Source organism: Candidatus Soleaferrea massiliensis AP7 (genome assembly GCF_000820765.1).
Taxonomy (GTDB): domain Bacteria; phylum Bacillota; class Clostridia; order Oscillospirales; family Ruminococcaceae; genus Soleaferrea; species Soleaferrea massiliensis.
On record NZ_CCYH01000036.1, the window covers coordinates 17,269 to 32,895 of the forward strand.

The 15,627-nt window shown below is 58.2% G+C and carries 12 protein-coding genes; 1 reads left to right on the forward strand and 11 read right to left on the reverse strand.

The genetic code is table 11. The features are described from left to right. Nucleotides 1–10 precede the first annotated feature (10 nt). The 11 genes from BN348_RS08665 to BN348_RS08720 all read right to left on the reverse strand — a co-directional run bounded on the left by BN348_RS08665 (nt 11) and on the right by BN348_RS08720 (nt 14,376). Complete coding sequence (locus BN348_RS08665; protein ID WP_040197496.1) at nt 11–301, reverse strand: YhbY family RNA-binding protein; 291 nt, start codon at nt 299–301, stop codon at nt 11–13. Nucleotides 302–387: 86 nt separating this feature from the next. After that, nucleotides 388–987, reverse strand: coding sequence for an XTP/dITP diphosphatase (locus tag BN348_RS08670; RefSeq protein WP_040197497.1), 600 nt, complete (start codon nt 985–987; stop codon nt 388–390). Continuing rightward, on the reverse strand, nt 984–1,910 hold the full coding sequence (gene ftsY, locus BN348_RS08675) for a signal recognition particle-docking protein FtsY (protein ID WP_040197499.1): 927 nt from the start codon (nt 1,908–1,910) through the stop codon (nt 984–986). The genes BN348_RS08670 and ftsY overlap by 4 nt, the downstream gene beginning before the upstream one ends. A 341-nt stretch (nt 1,911–2,251) precedes the next feature. After that, the gene (gene smc / locus BN348_RS08685; protein ID WP_040197501.1) at nt 2,252–5,824 is read right to left on the reverse strand and encodes a chromosome segregation protein SMC; all 3,573 of its coding nucleotides are present in this window, start codon (nt 5,822–5,824) and stop codon (nt 2,252–2,254) included. Between the two features lie 2 nt (nt 5,825–5,826). Then, nucleotides 5,827–6,834 (reverse strand): elongator complex protein 3, encoded by a 1,008-nt coding sequence (locus BN348_RS08690; protein WP_040197502.1) that lies wholly within the window; start codon nt 6,832–6,834, stop codon nt 5,827–5,829. Next, on the reverse strand, nt 6,831–7,508 hold the full coding sequence (gene rnc, locus BN348_RS08695; RefSeq protein ID WP_040197503.1) for a ribonuclease III: 678 nt from the start codon (nt 7,506–7,508) through the stop codon (nt 6,831–6,833). Before rnc ends, BN348_RS08690 begins: the two co-directional genes overlap by 4 nt. Before the next feature lie 69 nt (nt 7,509–7,577). Further along, complete coding sequence (gene plsX, locus BN348_RS08700; RefSeq protein ID WP_040197504.1) at nt 7,578–8,582, reverse strand: phosphate acyltransferase PlsX; 1,005 nt, start codon at nt 8,580–8,582, stop codon at nt 7,578–7,580. A 328-nt stretch (nt 8,583–8,910) separates the two neighbouring features. Continuing rightward, on the reverse strand, nt 8,911–10,218 hold the full coding sequence (gene trmFO / locus BN348_RS08705; RefSeq protein WP_040197505.1) for a methylenetetrahydrofolate--tRNA-(uracil(54)-C(5))-methyltransferase (FADH(2)-oxidizing) TrmFO: 1,308 nt from the start codon (nt 10,216–10,218) through the stop codon (nt 8,911–8,913). Next, on the reverse strand, nt 10,215–12,302 hold the full coding sequence (gene topA, locus BN348_RS08710) for a type I DNA topoisomerase (RefSeq protein ID WP_040197506.1): 2,088 nt from the start codon (nt 12,300–12,302) through the stop codon (nt 10,215–10,217). The genes trmFO and topA overlap by 4 nt, the downstream gene beginning before the upstream one ends. A 10-nt stretch (nt 12,303–12,312) precedes the next feature. Further along, entirely contained in the window at nt 12,313–13,515 is a 1,203-nt protein-coding gene (gene dprA, locus BN348_RS08715; RefSeq protein ID WP_052446841.1) for a DNA-processing protein DprA, read from the reverse strand. Nucleotides 13,516–13,521: 6 nt separating this feature from the next. Continuing rightward, nucleotides 13,522–14,376 (reverse strand): TrmH family RNA methyltransferase, encoded by an 855-nt coding sequence (locus BN348_RS08720; RefSeq protein WP_197068319.1) that lies wholly within the window; start codon nt 14,374–14,376, stop codon nt 13,522–13,524. Nucleotides 14,377–14,680: 304 nt separating this feature from the next. On the opposite strand from BN348_RS08720, the gene BN348_RS08725 reads away from it, so the two are divergent. Further along, entirely contained in the window at nt 14,681–15,385 is a 705-nt protein-coding gene (locus tag BN348_RS08725; protein WP_052446842.1) for a DUF4830 domain-containing protein, read from the forward strand. Nucleotides 15,386–15,627: the final 242 nt, after the last annotated feature.

Consider the following 15,627-nt stretch of genomic DNA (forward strand, 5'->3'; position numbering starts at 1 on the left):
CCGGGTCCGGTCAGTCCAGCATGTAGACCGGTTTTTTGGGATTGCGGCGGAACAGCACAAACCGCGTTCCGATGACCTGTACGACATCCGCGCCGGTCTTCTCCGCGATTTCCACCGCCGCTTCCCTCGCGAAGACAGGGGCGTTCTCCAGCACACGCAGCTTGATGAGCTCTCTGGCGGTCAGCGCGCCGTCCACCTGTGCGATCAATGCGTCCACCACGCCGGACTTGCCGACCTGCAGGATGGTTTCCATCTGGTTTGCGTGTTTTCTCAGGTTTGCCCTTTGTTTGCTTGTCAACACTCTTTTCCTTCTCCTTTACCACGGCATCCTGTGAAGATACCATGTCCCTAGTGTACCTACTTTACCATACTTGCGACAAAATTTGTTTATGATTTTGTTTCGTTTATGTAAGTTTTTAGCTCGTCCAGAAAGACGCGCAGCGCGCGTCCGCGGTGGCTGACGGCATCCTTTTCAGAATCCGAAAGCTCTGAAAAGCTCCTGTCTTCCACCATAAATACCGGGTCGTAGCCGAAGCCGCCGTCGCCGCGCTTTTCGTATCCGATGGCGCCCATGCATCTCCCTTCGGCGTCCAGGCGCCCGCCGTCCGGAAAGACCGCACAGATGTGGCAGGCAAAATGCGCGCCGCGCTCAGACTTTGGCACCCCATCCAGCGCCTGCAGCAGCTTTGCGATGCACTTATCATCCGACGCGCCCTCCCCGGCGTATCTTGCGGAGTAGACGCCCGGCGCGCCGCTCAGATAATCGACGCACAGCCCGGAATCGTCCGCAATCGCCGGCAGTCCGCTCGCTTTGCAGACGGCGTCGGCCTTCAGAAACGCGTTCTCGCGGAAGGTCGTGCCGGTCTCTTCCACATCCAAATCCACGCCGGCTTCCTTCTGGGACAAAACCTCGATGCCAAGCGGCGTGAGGATGCGTTTAAACTCTTTTAGCTTTCCCTGATTTTGCGTCGCTATTACGAATTTCACTGATTCTCCCCCGTTTCATCGTCAAACAGTGCGTTGGCGAAATCCTGTGCGTCAAACGGCTGCAGATCGTCGATCTTCTCGCCGACGCCGATGTATTTGATCGGCACCTGCAGCTCCTCGCGGATGCCGATGACCACGCCGCCGCGCGCGGTGCCGTCCAGCTTGGTCAGCACAATGCCGGTGATGCCGGCGGCCTCCTTGAATTGGCGCGCCTGGTTCAGCGCGTTCTGTCCCGTCGTCGCGTCCAGCACGAGCAGCACCTCGACGTCGCAGCCCTCGGCCTCGCGTGAAATGACGCGGGTGATCTTGGACAGCTCATCCATCAGGTTTTTCTTGTTGTGCAGCCTTCCCGCCGTGTCGCAGATGACCACATCCGCATGCCGGGACTTGGCGGCCTGCAGCGCGTCAAAGACCACCGCGGCCGGGTCGGAGCCTTCGCTGTGCCGGATGATGTCCACTCCCGCGCGGTCCGCCCAGATCTGCAGCTGGTCGATGGCCGCCGCGCGGAAGGTGTCCGCTGCGCCCAGCAGCACCTTTTTGCCGCGGGAAGTAAGGTCATACGCCATCTTGCCGATGGTGGTCGTCTTGCCGACGCCGTTGACGCCGATGACCAGGATGACCGACGGCTTTGTCCGGATGTTCAGCTCCTGTCCGCCGTCCAGCATCCCGGCGATGATCTCCTTCATAAGCCCGCGCACCTCGGCCGCGTCGGTCACGCCGGTTTCCTTGATCCTTCTGCGAAGCTCGTCGCAGATGTGCTCGGCCGTCACCATGCCGACATCCGACATGATCAGGGATTCCTCAAGCTCCTCGAACAGCTCCTCGTCTATCTTCGTGAACGACCGCAGGACCTGCTCGACCTTGCCGGCAAAGCTGTCGCGGGTCTTTTTAAGCCCGTCTTTGATTTTACTGAAAATGCCCATCTGTCATCATTCCTTCTTGCTTTTTCATTTGCATCCGGCAAGCCGATGCACGGCATCCCCGGATATGCATTTTTCAAATCACCGCATGGCTCAAAGCCTGTCCGGCTTTTGCGGCGATATGTATCGTTCTCCTGAACCGTATTTCCACGGTTTGACGTACAGCCGCAGCAGCTCACGATACGCGGCGATATGTGTTATTTTCCTGATCCCCAATCTGTTCTTTTGGAAGTGCCGCTCTTCCGATGCACCGTATTTCATCGTTTCCGCACAGCCTGCGCGGTAAAAGCGTTTTCCCGCTTCCAACAGGCTTATGGTTTTCATTGGAACCCTGCCGCGGCTTCTCATTCCTTCTTGATGCCGAGCTTGCTCTCGACCTCGCTGACATTCAGCTGCAGGATTTTGGATACGCCGTCCTCCTGCATCGTCACGCCGTAGAGCATGTCCGCGGCTTCCATGGTGCCGCGCCGGTGGGTGATCGTGATAAACTGCGTGTCCCGGTTCATCGTGTGCAGGAACTCGGCATATTTGTTGACGTTGACGTCGTCGAGCGCCGCCTCAATCTCATCGAGAATGCAGAACGGGGACGGATGCACCTTCAGAATCGAGAAGTAGATGGCGATAGCCACAAACGACTGCTCGCCGCCCGAAAGCGCCGACAGGTTTTTGATGATCTTGCCCGGGGGCTGCACAAAGATCTCGACGCCCGACTGCAGGACATCCTCGCCCTCGGTCAGCTGAAGGCTCGCCTTACCGCCGCCGAACAGCTCGGTGAAAATCCTCCTGAAGTTGTCGTCGATCTTTTTAAAGCTCTCCAGAAAGATCTCCCGCATCTTGACCGTCAGTTCCGAGATCAGGCTGGTCAGCTCGTCGCGCGACAGCACGCAGTCGTTCACCTGCTTCTGCAGGAACTCGTAGCGTTCAGAGACCTCTTTGTATTCCTCAATCGCGTCGACGTTCACGCTGCCGAGCGATTTGATCGCGCTGCGCAGCTGGTTCAGCTCCTTCTGCAGCTCGATGCGGTTCTCAACCGGCTTTGCAATCTCCGCCGCCTCGCTGCGGGTCAGCTCGTACTCATCCCACATCGCGGCGATGATCTTGTCGTAGTCCCCCTGCAAAGAGAGCTGCTTCTCTTCAAGCCTCGCCAGCTCCTTCGAAACACCCTCGCGCTGGGACAGCACGTCCTTCTCCTCCATGCGGAACCCGTTGATCTTCCCCTCGGTCTGCTGATGCTCCGCCGACAGTGTTTGGATGCGCGCGCGCCTTTCCTGGATCTGCGCTTCGATCCGCTTCTTCTGCCGGGCAATCTCCCGAAGCTGTTCCTCGATCTGCAGGTTCAAAGCCTTCTTCTGCCGGACCTGTTCGCCGAGCAGTTCCATCTTCCGCCTTCGGTCGCGGCCCGATTCCTCCAAGGTGCGCAATGACTGTTCGAGCATCTGCAGGTCCTTCTCGGCCGACAGCATCTCGATGCTGACCTTGGACAGGCTCTCGCCCATCTGCTGCTTCCGCTCGCGCAGCGCGCGGCGTTCCTCCTTGAGCGACGCGACCTTCTCATCGAAGGACCGGATGCGTCCGCCAAGCGCCTCTTCCTGCTCCTTCGAGAAGGAACGCTTCTCCCGAAGCTGTTCCAGCTCCTTTTGCAGCCGGGCAAGCTCCCGCTCCTGCGCAAGATAGGCATCCTTGTTCTCCTGCAGCTGGCTGCCGATGCGCTTCTGCTCCGATTCATACTGGATGCGGTCGGCGTTCAGCAGGTTTACCTGCTCGCGCAGGTGATTGTGGGAAACGGTCAGCGCGTCCATCCTGGTCTGCAGCGTTTCGAGCTGCCGGTCAGTCCCCTGTTTTTCAGCAAGCGCGTCCTCATACTGCTTCCCAAGCTTCTCGATCTCGTTTTTGCGGCTGAGCATGCCGCCGGACCGCGCCGCGCTTCCTCCGGTAAACGAACCGCCCAGATTGACAACCTGTCCGTCCAGCGTCGTGATCTTGAACCGGTACTGGAATCTCTTCGCGATGGCCGCGGCGTTCTCAATGTTGTCCACGATGGCCACCCTGCCGAGAATCGAACGGTAGACGCCCTCATACCGCTTGTCATGGCGCACAAGGTCGCTGGCAATGCCGATGAAGCCCTCCTGCGAGCTCAGGTTCTGTTCGAGCCGCTGGCCCCGCACGGAGCTCAGCGGCAGGAAGGTCGCGCGTCCCGCCCTGTTTTCTTTGAGCGTTCGGATACCCGCCTTCGCGGCGTTCTCATCCTCGACGACGATGTTCTGCATCGCGCCGCCGACCGCGGTCTCAATCGCCAGCGTGTAGCGCTCCTCGACCTCCATCAGCTGCGACACGGTGCCGATGATGCCGGGGACCCGGCCATTCCGGGACTGCTTGATGATGTATTTGACACTGTGGGCATAGCCCTCCAGATTCTTTTCCATGTCCTTGAGAAGCTGCGCCTTCTGCTGGAAGCCCTTTGCCTGCAGCAGCAGCTGGCCCGCGCGCAGCTGAAGCTGTTCCTGCTCCTCCTTCGCCTTCTGCCGGTCCTGCTGCACCGCTTCCTTTTCCCGCTGCTTCTCATGAAGCCGCTTCCTGATCTGCTCATCCAGCCCGCGGCAGTCCTCGAATTCCTTCTGGATCTGCGCGATGTTGTCCCTGCGCTGGGTGATGCTTGTTTTCAGCGTCTCGATGCGGTCCTGATACTGCTCGATCGACGCCTGCGACGTGATGGCCTGCACCTTCGCGTTGGAAAGCGTCTCGCCGAGCTGCTCCAGCTGCCCGGACTGCTCGCGGATGCTGTGGTCGTACTGCAGCAGCAGCGCGTCGAGCTTTGCGTCCTCCTCGCGTAGCTTCTCATGCTGCGCCTTTCTTTCCGCCAGCGCCGTGCGCTGTTCCTCAGCCTGCCGCTTTTTTTCATCGATGCGTTCATCGATGCCGGTGTTCGCGTCCTGCGTCTCATCGATCTCCGACGAGATGCGCGCGATGTCCGCGTCATTGTGCTCGATGTCGTTTCTGAGCACCGCGACGTCGCTGTCCTTGACGGCCAGCGTCTCCTCATCCCGGCGAAGCGAGGCGCGGCATTCCTCCATCTCAACGCTGATCTTCTGGATGGATTTGTACACCGTCTGCACCGCGTCCTCGATCTCCTGCAGCTTCTGCTCGATCTCCTCGTGCTGGTTCCGGCAGATCAGGATTTTGTCCTCGTAGGATTTGATGACCTGGCGCGATTCATGCAGTGTATGGATCCACAGGGACACCTGCGCGGTCTTCTTCTGCTCGCTCAGGGAAAGATACCTCTTCGCCTTTTCGGACTGGGTCTTGAGCGGCCCGATGCGATCCTCCAATTCTGTCAGAATATCCTTAAGCCGCAGCAGGTTTTCCTCTGCCAGCAGCAGGCGTTTCTGCGCCTCCTCCTTGCGGTAGCGGAATTTTGATATGCCGGCGGCCTCCTCGAAGATCTCGCGCCGCTGGATCGGCTTGGCGGTGATGATCTCGCTGATCTTGCCCTGTCCGATGATCGAATAGCCGTCGCGGCCAAGACCGGTGTCCATAAACAGCTCGTAGATGTCCTTGAGCCGTACGTTCAGGCTGTTGATCTTGTATTCGCTCTCGCCGCTGCGGTAGAGCTTCCTTGTGACGGTCACCTCATCCTGATCGATGTCCAGCTTGCGCCGGGTGTTGTCCAGTGTGATTGAAACCTGCGCAAAGCCCTGCGGCTTCCGGTTCTGCGTGCCGCCGAAGATGATATCCTCCATGCGCTGTCCCCGCAGCGTCTTGGTCGACTGTTCGCCGAGCACCCACCGCATGGCGTCGCTGATGTTGCTTTTGCCGCTTCCGTTCGGCCCCACGATTGCCGTGAGCCCTTCCCCGAAATACAGCTTGGTTTTGTCCGGGAAGGATTTAAAGCCCTGGATTTCCAGTGATTTCAGATGCAACGTCACACTTCCTTTTCGATATGTATTTGACGGCCTTCCAACGCTTCATCCGGCCTTACGCGGCACACAACGCCCTGCGCCTTCAGCGCATCGAGGTTGCAGCGCTTCTGCCCGGTCAGCTTGGAAAGCTCCCTTGGATTCCCGTATATTGTGATGCGCCCTGTCCGGATGTCCCGCCGCGCAAGCTCCCCTTGTATGCGCCGCAGGTACAGCCGCGATTCGCACAGCTCCCGGAAGGCCGGATGGTAGACCCCCGCGATCATTTGTTCCTCAACGTCGGGCGAGGCGTGCAGCCCCATCCGGATGACCCGGATGCCGCGTTCCTCAAATAATTCGAGCATGCCGGCGCAGGCGTCCACCGTCTCTGTGAGTCCCGGCGGCCGATACGCCCCGCTTTCATACAGCGCTGCAAGCCCGGTGCCCTTGAGCACAACGGTCGGGTAGACGCGCACCGTGTCGGGATGTAGATCCGCTATCTTCCGCGCGGTGCGAAGGCTGCCGTCCAGCGTGTCGCCGTAAAGCCCGACCATCATCTGAAGGCCCAACTCCATGGGGTATTCCCGGATCAGCCGGACGGCTTTCCCGGCATCCGCCGCGGTGTGTCCGCGTCCGTTCAGAGAAAGCACCGCGTCGTCCATCGACTGAACGCCCAGTTCAATCGCGGTGACGTGGTGCTCCCATAAAATGTCCATTATTTCTTTCGTAACAGCGTCCGGCCGCGTGGAAATCCGGATTCCGGAAAAACCGTCCTCCCCCACAAAGCGTCCCGCCGCTTTTAACAAAGAAATCATATCCATTCTGTCAATTGCTGTGAAGCTGCCGCCGAAGAACGCAATCTGCGCCGACGACGCGCGCGCGCCAAGCGCCTTTAAGCTCTGAGAAGCGAGCGCTTCGACCGTTTCGGGCGTGGGCGGCGTCTGTGCGCCCGAGATGACGCGCTGGTTGCAGAAGCTGCACCGATACGCACATCCCGCGTGCGGAACGAAGATCGAAAGATTCGCGTGCTTCATTCGCCCATCAGTTCCAGCGCTTCTTTAGCCGCCATCTGCTCCGCCTGCTTTTTGCTGCGGCCGACGCCCTTGCCGATCACATTGCTGTTGAGATGGACCTCCACCACAAACCGCTTATCATGGTCCGGGCCGCTCTCATCCACCAGACAGTAGCTGAGCGCCTCCTCGCGGTTCTGCTGGATGATCTCCTGCAGGATCGTCTTATAGTCCTTGTAGAGCAGCTCCGGGCTTTCTTCCCCCAGCCGCCGTTCCACAAAGCCGAGCACAAATGTGCGGGCCGCCTCCAGCGTGCCGTCGAGATAAATCGCCGCGATCAGCGCCTCGAACGCATCGGCCAGAATCGACGGGCGCTTCCTGCCGCCGGTCATCTCCTCGCCCTTGCCGAGATGCAGATAATCGCCCAGCGAAATCTCCTGCGCAAATTCGAACAGGGTTTTTTCACAGACCAGCGAGGCGCGGATTTTGGTCAGCTCCCCCTCCGGCAGATGCTTGTAATGCCGGAACAGATAGTCCGACACGATGATCGAAAGCACCGCGTCGCCCAGAAACTCCTGGCGCTCGTTGCATGCGGTCGCCCGTTTCATTTCATTGGCATAGGAGGAATGGCTCAGCGCAATTTCCAGATAGGTCTGGTCCTTGAATGTATAGCCAATCGCCTTTTCAAATTCTTTCATGTTCTGCCTCCACCTTTGTTTGATGTGTGGGACCTCTTCTCTTAACGGTATTGCCTATTGAACACCGAATTATTCCTGTTTCTCTTTTTTCTGGCGCAGATATGCCTCAATGTCCTCGATCAGATGCTCCTCGCTGAACTGCTTGGCCTGACGGATCGCGTTTTTAAACGCGTTGCCGTTGGAGCTTCCGTGCGCCTTGATGACCGGCTTCGCAGTGCCTAAAAGCGGCGCGCCGCCGTATTCCGTATAGTCCATGCTCTTTTTGAAGTCGTTGATGCCCTTTTTAACTGCCAGCGAAGACAGCTTGGTCATCAGGTTTTTGGTGAAGATGCCCTTGACCTGCCTGCCGAGCGCGGAGCCCATGCCTTCGGTCAATTTCAGGATGACGTTGCCGGTGAAGCCGTCGGTTACCACGACATCGGCCGCACCGAACGGAAGGTCGCGCGGCTCCACATTGCCGATGAAGTTGACCGGCGTCTCTTTCAGCTGCCTGTACGCTTCGATCTGCAGCGGCAGTCCCTTCGTCTCCTCCGCACCGACATTGACGCTGCCGACCCGCGGGTTTTTGAGCCCCAGGATCTTTTTCATATAGATGTCGCCCATGACCGCGAACTGGACCAGCATCTCCGGGCGGCAGTCGAGGTTCGCGCCGGCATCCATCAATATGTAGCAGCCCTTCACCGACGGGATAATCGGGGCCAGCGTCGCGCGCTTGATGCCCTTGATGCGCTTGACGATCAGCGACGAGCCCATAACCAGCGCGCCGGTGCTGCCCGCCGAGACGAAGGCATCCCCCTGCCCCTGCGCCAGCAGCTTCATGCCCACCGCCATCGAGCAGTCGCCGTGCTCCTTTAAAATCTGGGCGGGCTCGTCCTCCACGGCAATGACGTCCTCGGTATGGCTGATCTCCATATGCTCCAGGGAGATGCCGTTCTCCGCGGCGGTCTTCCGGATAATCTTCTCATTGCCGTTCAGCAGGATTGCAACGCCGTATTCCTTCACCGCCATCTCACAGCCCTGCAGCACCGCCAGCGGGGCGTTGTCCCCGCCAAATGCGTCCACGATAATCCGCATAATATGTTCAACACCTTTTATATTTATTGCGGGCGTTCGGCATCGCCTTTACTCGAAAAAGCAAGGCATCCCCCAACACCCGTTTCTTTCAGTCCACGCATCCAACCAGGATGCATCATGCCCATTTTATCAGGACACCGTATGCCATGTTTTGTTCTTCGGCATCCCTCTGTGCCCCTTGTGCATTTTATCCATTTGCCTGTGCAGGACACATCATCTTCTCAAAGCTGCTGCTTTGAACCTGGCGTTCCTGATTTTCTGTACAGAACGGTGCCTGTCCTACGAACAGCTGTTTTGAATTCAGCGTCTCTTAACCGTCACCGCAGCATTACAGACCCTGTTCCTGCAAATACGCCTTCAAAGAATCCATCGCGCGCTGGGCCAGCATGCCATAGCGTTTCTTTTTATCCCGCACGCGTTCAGAAAGCGGCGGGAGGATGCCCATGTTGCTGCCCATCGGCTGGAAGTCCTTCACGGTTTCATCGGTGATATAGCCGACCAGCGCGCCGGTCATCGTATCGGCGGGCAGGATCAGCGGCGCTTGACCGCGCAGCTTCCTTGCTAAATTGATGCCGGCCAGAATGCCGCCGGCGGCCGATTCCATATACCCTTCCGTGCCGGTGATCTGTCCCGCAAAATAGATGTGCGAATCCTTTTTCAGGCTCATATCCTGCTCAAGCAGCCGCGGGCTGTCCAGGAAGGTGTTGCGGTGCATGACGCCGTACCGCTGGAAATCGGCATGTTCAAGCCCCGGAATCATCGAGAAAACCCGCTTCTGCTCCGGGAATTTCAGGTTGGTCTGGAAGCCGACCAGATTGTAAAGCGTGCCCGCGCGGTTTTCCTTGCGCAGCTGTACCACCGCCCAGGGACGGCGCCCGGTGCGCGGGTCGGTCAGGCCGACCGGCTTGAGCGGCCCGTAACGGATCGCGTCCTGTCCGCGCTTCGCCAGCACTTCGACCGGCATACAGCCCTCGTACACCTTGAGCTGCTGGTCGAATTCGTGCAGCGGCGCGGACTCGGCCGATACGAGCGCTTCGTGAAACGCTTCGTACTCCGCTTTATCCATCGGGCAGTTGATGTAGTCGTCGTCCCCGCGGCCGTAGCGCGCCGCGAAGAATACCCGCTCCCTGTCGATGCTCTCGAACGAGACGATCGGCGCGGCCGCGTCGTAGAAACTCAAGTACTCGCTGGAGCAGAGCTTCTTGATCTGCTGGGCAAAGCTGTCCGAGGTCAGCGGGCCGGTCGCGATGACGACCTCGCCTTCCGGGATTTCGGTGATCTCATCATAGACCACCGTGATCAGCGGATGGCCGAGAATCTCCCGGGTCACGCCGTCCGAAAAGCCTTTGCGGTCGACGGCCAGCGCCCCGCCCGCTTCCACGGCGTTCTCCTTGGCCACCCGCACAAGCAGGGATCCCAAAAGCTCCATCTCATGCTTGAGCAGCCCGGCGGCCGATTCGAGCCGCGAGGCCTTCAGCGAGTTGGAGCAGATCAGCTCGGCAAAGCCCTCGTAGCTGTGCGCCGGGGAATATTTCTTCGGCTTCATCTCGCAGAGCGTGACCGAAACGCCGCGTTCTGCAAGCTGCCAAGCCGCTTCACATCCCGCCAGCCCCGCTCCGATTACCGTTGCTCTCATTCCTCACCCGGTCCTCTCTCATATCCGCAGTTTTCATCGATGCAGTAGATTTTGCCCTTCTTGCCGCCCTTCTTGAACAGGGTCTTCTTGCATTTCGGGCAGGGCTCGCTGAGCGGCAGGTCCCAAGTCATAAAATCGCACTCCGGGTTGTGCTCGCAGCCGTAGTAGGCCTTGCCCTTCTTGCTCTTCTTGGCCAGAATCTTTCCGCCGCATTTCGGACAGATGCCGCCAGTCTCCTTGACGATCTTCTTGGTGTTGCGGCAGTCCGGGAATCCGGGACAGGCCAGAAACTTGCCGAAGCGTCCGGTCTTGACCACCATGTTGCGGCCGCAGAGCTCGCAGATCACGTCGGTTTCCTCTTCGGGAACCTTGATCTTGACGCCCTCCATGTTCTTCTCCGCCTGTTCGAGCGTCTTGGCAAACTCCTTATAGAATTTATCGAGTGTCTTGACCCAGTCGGTCTTTCCGACCTCCACGTTGTCAAGATCCTTTTCCATCTTTGCTGTAAACGCAACATCCACGATGTTCGCAAACTGCTCCTCCATCAGCTTCGTGATGATCTCGCCGAGCTGGGTGGGCTTCAGGGTCTTCGCCTCGCGCTCGACATACCACCTCTGCAGGATCGTCGTGATGATCGGCGCATAGGTGCTCGGGCGTCCGATGCCGTTCTCCTCGAGCGCTTTGATCAGCGACGCCTCGGTGTATCTGGCCGGCGGCTGCGTAAAGTGCTGGTTTGCATCCAGCGCCTTGACCTTGAGCTGGTCGTCCACCTGGATCGGCGGCAGGATGCCCTGGTTCTCCTCATCGGATTCCTTGGACTCCTCATACAGCACCGTGAAGCCGGCGAACTTGACCGAATGGCCGGACGCCTTGAACAGATAGTCCCCTGCCGCGATGTCGGCGGAGACGGTGTTCAGCTGCGCGTTGGCCATCTGGCTGGCGATAAACCGCTCCCAGACGAGCTTATAGAGCTTGAACTGCTCACTCGTCAGGCTTTCCTTGACCTGCTCGGGCGTCAGGTTCGGCATGGTCGGTCGCACCGCCTCATGCGCGTCCTGCGTGTTTCCCTTCTTGGTCTTGTATACCCGGCGGGTGTTCGGCAGGTACTCCTTGCCGTAACGGCCGGTGATGTACTCTTCCGCCGCTGAAGCCGCTTCATCCGAGATGCGCAGCGAGTCGGTTCTCATATAGGTGATCAGACCCACCATGCCGTGGTCCGCGACCTCGACGCCCTCATACAGCTCCTGCGCGACCTTCATGGTCCGCCTGGACTGGAAGCCGAGCCGTTTGGAGGCCTCCTGCTGCAGCGTGGAGGTTGTGAACGGCGGCGCCGGGGATTTCTTCTTGACGCCCTTCTTGATGGCCGTCACGATGAACGGCACGTCCTGCAGCTCCGCTACAATCCTGTTCGCAGTCTCTTCGTCCGCGATTTCGATCTTCTCTCCTTTATAAAGGGAAAGCTTCGCCGAAAACTGCTTGCGGGAACCCTTGGCCGCCAGCTTGGCGTCGATGGTCCAGTACTCCTTTGTGACGAACGCGCGGATTTCGTTTTCGCGGTCGACGATCATCTTGACGGTCACCGACTGCACCCTTCCGGCGGAAAGGCCGCTCTTGACCTTCTTCCAGAGGAACGGGCTCAATTTGTATCCGAGGATCCTGTCCAGAATCCTGCGCGCCTGCTGCGCGTTGACCAGGTCGATGTCGATGTTGCGCGGATGCTCCATGCCGCTCTGCACACCGGATTTGGTGATCTCGTTGAAGGTGACGCGGTTCGGCTCGTCAAGGTTCATCTTCAGAAGATGCGCCAGATGCCAGGAGATCGCCTCGCCCTCGCGGTCCGGGTCGGTCGCCAGATAGATCTTGTCGCTCTTCTTGGCGGAGGATTTGAGCTGCTTGACAATGTCCTCCTTGCCGCGGATCGAGATGTATTTCGGTTTGAAGTCATGCTCGAGGTCGACGCCCATCGTGCTCTTCGGCAGGTCGCGGACATGCCCCATCGAGGCGATGACCTCATAGTTCTTTCCCAGATATTTTTTGATGGTTTTCGCCTTTGCGGGCGACTCCACAATCACTAAATCAGACATCTAATTCCACCTATTCTGTATCGTTGTTCCGGCCGAACTGGTTGCCGGGATAGGACCGCACAAGGCCCTCTATTTCAAGCTCAGTCAGCACTGCCAACATATCGCCCATCATCATATCAACTTTCGCGAAAATTTCATCCGCCGGCATCGGCCGCTCGGACAAAACCTCCCATACCGCCTTTGCTTCGGCGCTCAGCTCGAGCTTTTCCATATCCACCGTATGCGCCGCGGCTTTTTTTGTGACCGGCGCGGACGCGGTCATCCGCTTCGGTTCGGGGTCCTTTTTTATTATAAGCGGCATTTCCGGGGAATTTTTGGATAAATTCTGAACATTGCCCGCAAGATAGCCGCGGTACTGCATCAGAACGTCGGCCGCCGAATCGATCGGGTTCGCCCCCTGCTTCAAAAGCCTTGTGGTTCCGGCGGAAAGACCCGAAAAGATGTTGTTCGGCACCGCGAAGACATCCTTGCCCTGTTCCAGCGCGTATTCCGCCGTGATCAGCGATCCGCTTTTCGACGGCGCTTCCACGACAACGGTCCCCAGCGAAATGCCGGATATAAGCCGGTTCCGAATCGGGAAATTTCTTCCCAATGGCGGCGTGCCGGGCGGATACTCCGTCACAAGCGCGCCGATCGCGGCGATGTCCCGTTTGAGCTGCCGGTTCTCAGCCGGATAATCGACATCCAGCCCGCAGCCCAGAAACGCGATGGTCGGCTTCCCGGCCGCCAGCGCCGCACGGTGGCACAGCGTATCGATGCCGACGGCGCAGCCGCTTGCAATCACGGCGCCCTCCCTCGCGAGATCGTATCCAATCCGCTTGGCGGCGTATTTCCCATAATCGCTGGGCGTGCGCGTCCCCACCATCGCAATGGTTAAAATCTGGTCGATGTCCGCCAGGCTGCCCTGTACATACAGCGCGCCCGGCATACCGTAGATGTTCCGAAGCCGGCTTGGAAATTCCCCGTCGTCGGGCGTCAGGATTCTGCACCCGATGCGGGCACAGTCCTTTATCACCTTCTGCGCTTCGGCAAGCCCCGTCCGTTTCAGCCGTGCAAAATCCGCTGCCGTGAGCGTGCGGACGGCGCGTCTTTCCCGCTCATCCGCCCGATAAAACGCCTCGGGCGTGTCAAACTGCAGCAGGATATCGTCCAGCTTACCGCTTCCCTGTCCCAGGGACAGCTGCAGCCAGATCCAGTATTCTTTCGGTGTCATGCTCATTCATCCTTCTTTTGTCATCCTCCACATCAGGAGCGCGGCGGCAACCGAAGCGTTCAGCGATTCAATTTGTCCCTCCATCGGGATGAACACCGTCTCATCGCACTGCGCGATGACCGCTTCATCGAGGCCGTTCCCCTCGTTGCCGATCAGAACCATCATGCTGCCCGCTGTGTCCAGCTTGTCAAGGGTGACACTTTCCTTCTGCAGGGCCGCGGCGACAACCTTCATAGACGAACCGGGGGCGAACCGGACCGTCCAGTCATCGGATGGGTCGTTCGGATGAGAGGTCTTATGTTTCTGAAAACGGGACAGCAGCTCTTCCGGCGTGGACGCAATATAAATTGGAACGCGGAACGCGCTGCCCATGGTACTGCGCAAAACCTTCGGGCTGTAGAGGTCCGCGCAGGACGCGGTCATAAAGACGCCGTCGATCCCCATCGCCTCGGCGGTGCGGATGATCGTGCCGATATTGCCCGGATCCTGCAGGTCGACAAGCCCCAAAAATTTTTCACTATTCCCTATTGTAACAGCATTACGGCGTTTGTCAAGCATCTTACAGATACAATATACCCCCTGCGGAGACTTTGTATCCGCAATTTTCTGAGAAATCCCATCGGTTATTTCAAAGCTTTGGCCCGCCGCGGCCGACAGTCTGCGGGCTGATTCGGCGTATTTCTCCAAAGCTGTGCGGGTGCAGAAGAGCTTTTCTATCACGATGCCGCTCTCGAGCGCTTCCATGCAGAGCTTGATGCCCTCGGCGGCAAACTGTCTGTTTTCATACCGCGCGCCGCGGCTTTTCAAAAGCTTCTGTACCAGCTTGATGTTTGCGTTGTCCCGGCTTGTAATCTGTTCCACACACATGTCTTCCTTCCATTTATGTGCCGTTTCATACCCGGCCTTCGTTTTTTACAGGTCACACATCTTACGAATCATCCTTTCAGCGGCAGCCGGTCCATTTCCCGGCCGATACCCGCTGAAGCAACCGGCTGTACGCAGCCGATTCTTCCTGCAATTGTATACCAAATCCCGCCGTCCGTCAAGATTGTCTGATTTCTGGCGCAAACACTTCTAAAGGATTTCGGGACAGCATATACATAGCGACAGAACGGAACATTTCTTTCTGAAGAAAAGCATGAACGGATAGAGGGTGTATGCAATTATGTTTGTTATGTCCATGAAGATGAACAAAAAGAAGATTGTCACGGTGATTCTGGTTGCATTGGCTGTGATTGTGCTGCTGTGGTTCTTTGTGCTGAACGGAAACACCTCAAGCCTGCCGACCGCGTCCATTCCGGTCAATCAAAATGTGGATGTGCCGGACAATACCGCGCGCGTCAGCTACCTGAAGCGCTTCGGCTGGGATATCTCCGCCGAACCGACAGAGGTGGTGTCGGCTTTCGTCCCGCAGGAGTTTGACGACGTGTATACGAACTACAACGCCATTCAGCTCAAGCAGGGCTTCGACCTGAGCGGCTACCAAGGCAAAGAGGTCGTCCGCTATACATATGATGTCGCAAATTATCCGGATCATCCCAGCAATGTCAAGGCAAATCTTCTGGTTGCGGGCGGCAAGGTGATCGCAGGCGACATCTGCAGCACCGAGCTGGATGGATTTATGCATGAACTCAACGTCACCAACCAGACCGCTGCCGGCACCGGCAGCGCGGCACAGACCGACGCCGCGGCTTCCGATGCCGCGCAGACCGGCGCTGAGACGCAAACCGGCGATGGTGCACAGGCCAATACCGGCGTGGATTCCCCGCCGGCGGAGGACCTCAACACCATGGGGCCGCTGTCCGCCGGTGAAGAACAGCAGGCCGGCGCGAACGTCACCGTCACGGAAACCTCCGAACCGGTGTCCTGACGAAACAATGCTGTTTCACACTCCAATTCTATATGAATAGAAGGCAGGCATCCTATTGAGGATGCCTGCCTTCGTGCATCCAAAACAGAGCGGTCTGCCAGCAGACCGCTCTGTTTTGGATATCGGGGGTGTATTTAAAGAAACAAGCAAATCTGTCAAAAGGCTGTCTCTTGCTGGCCTTTTTGACAGATTTGTGCGGCTGTTCGTTGCGATACTGCCTGTACAGTTTTGTAATGGACCGA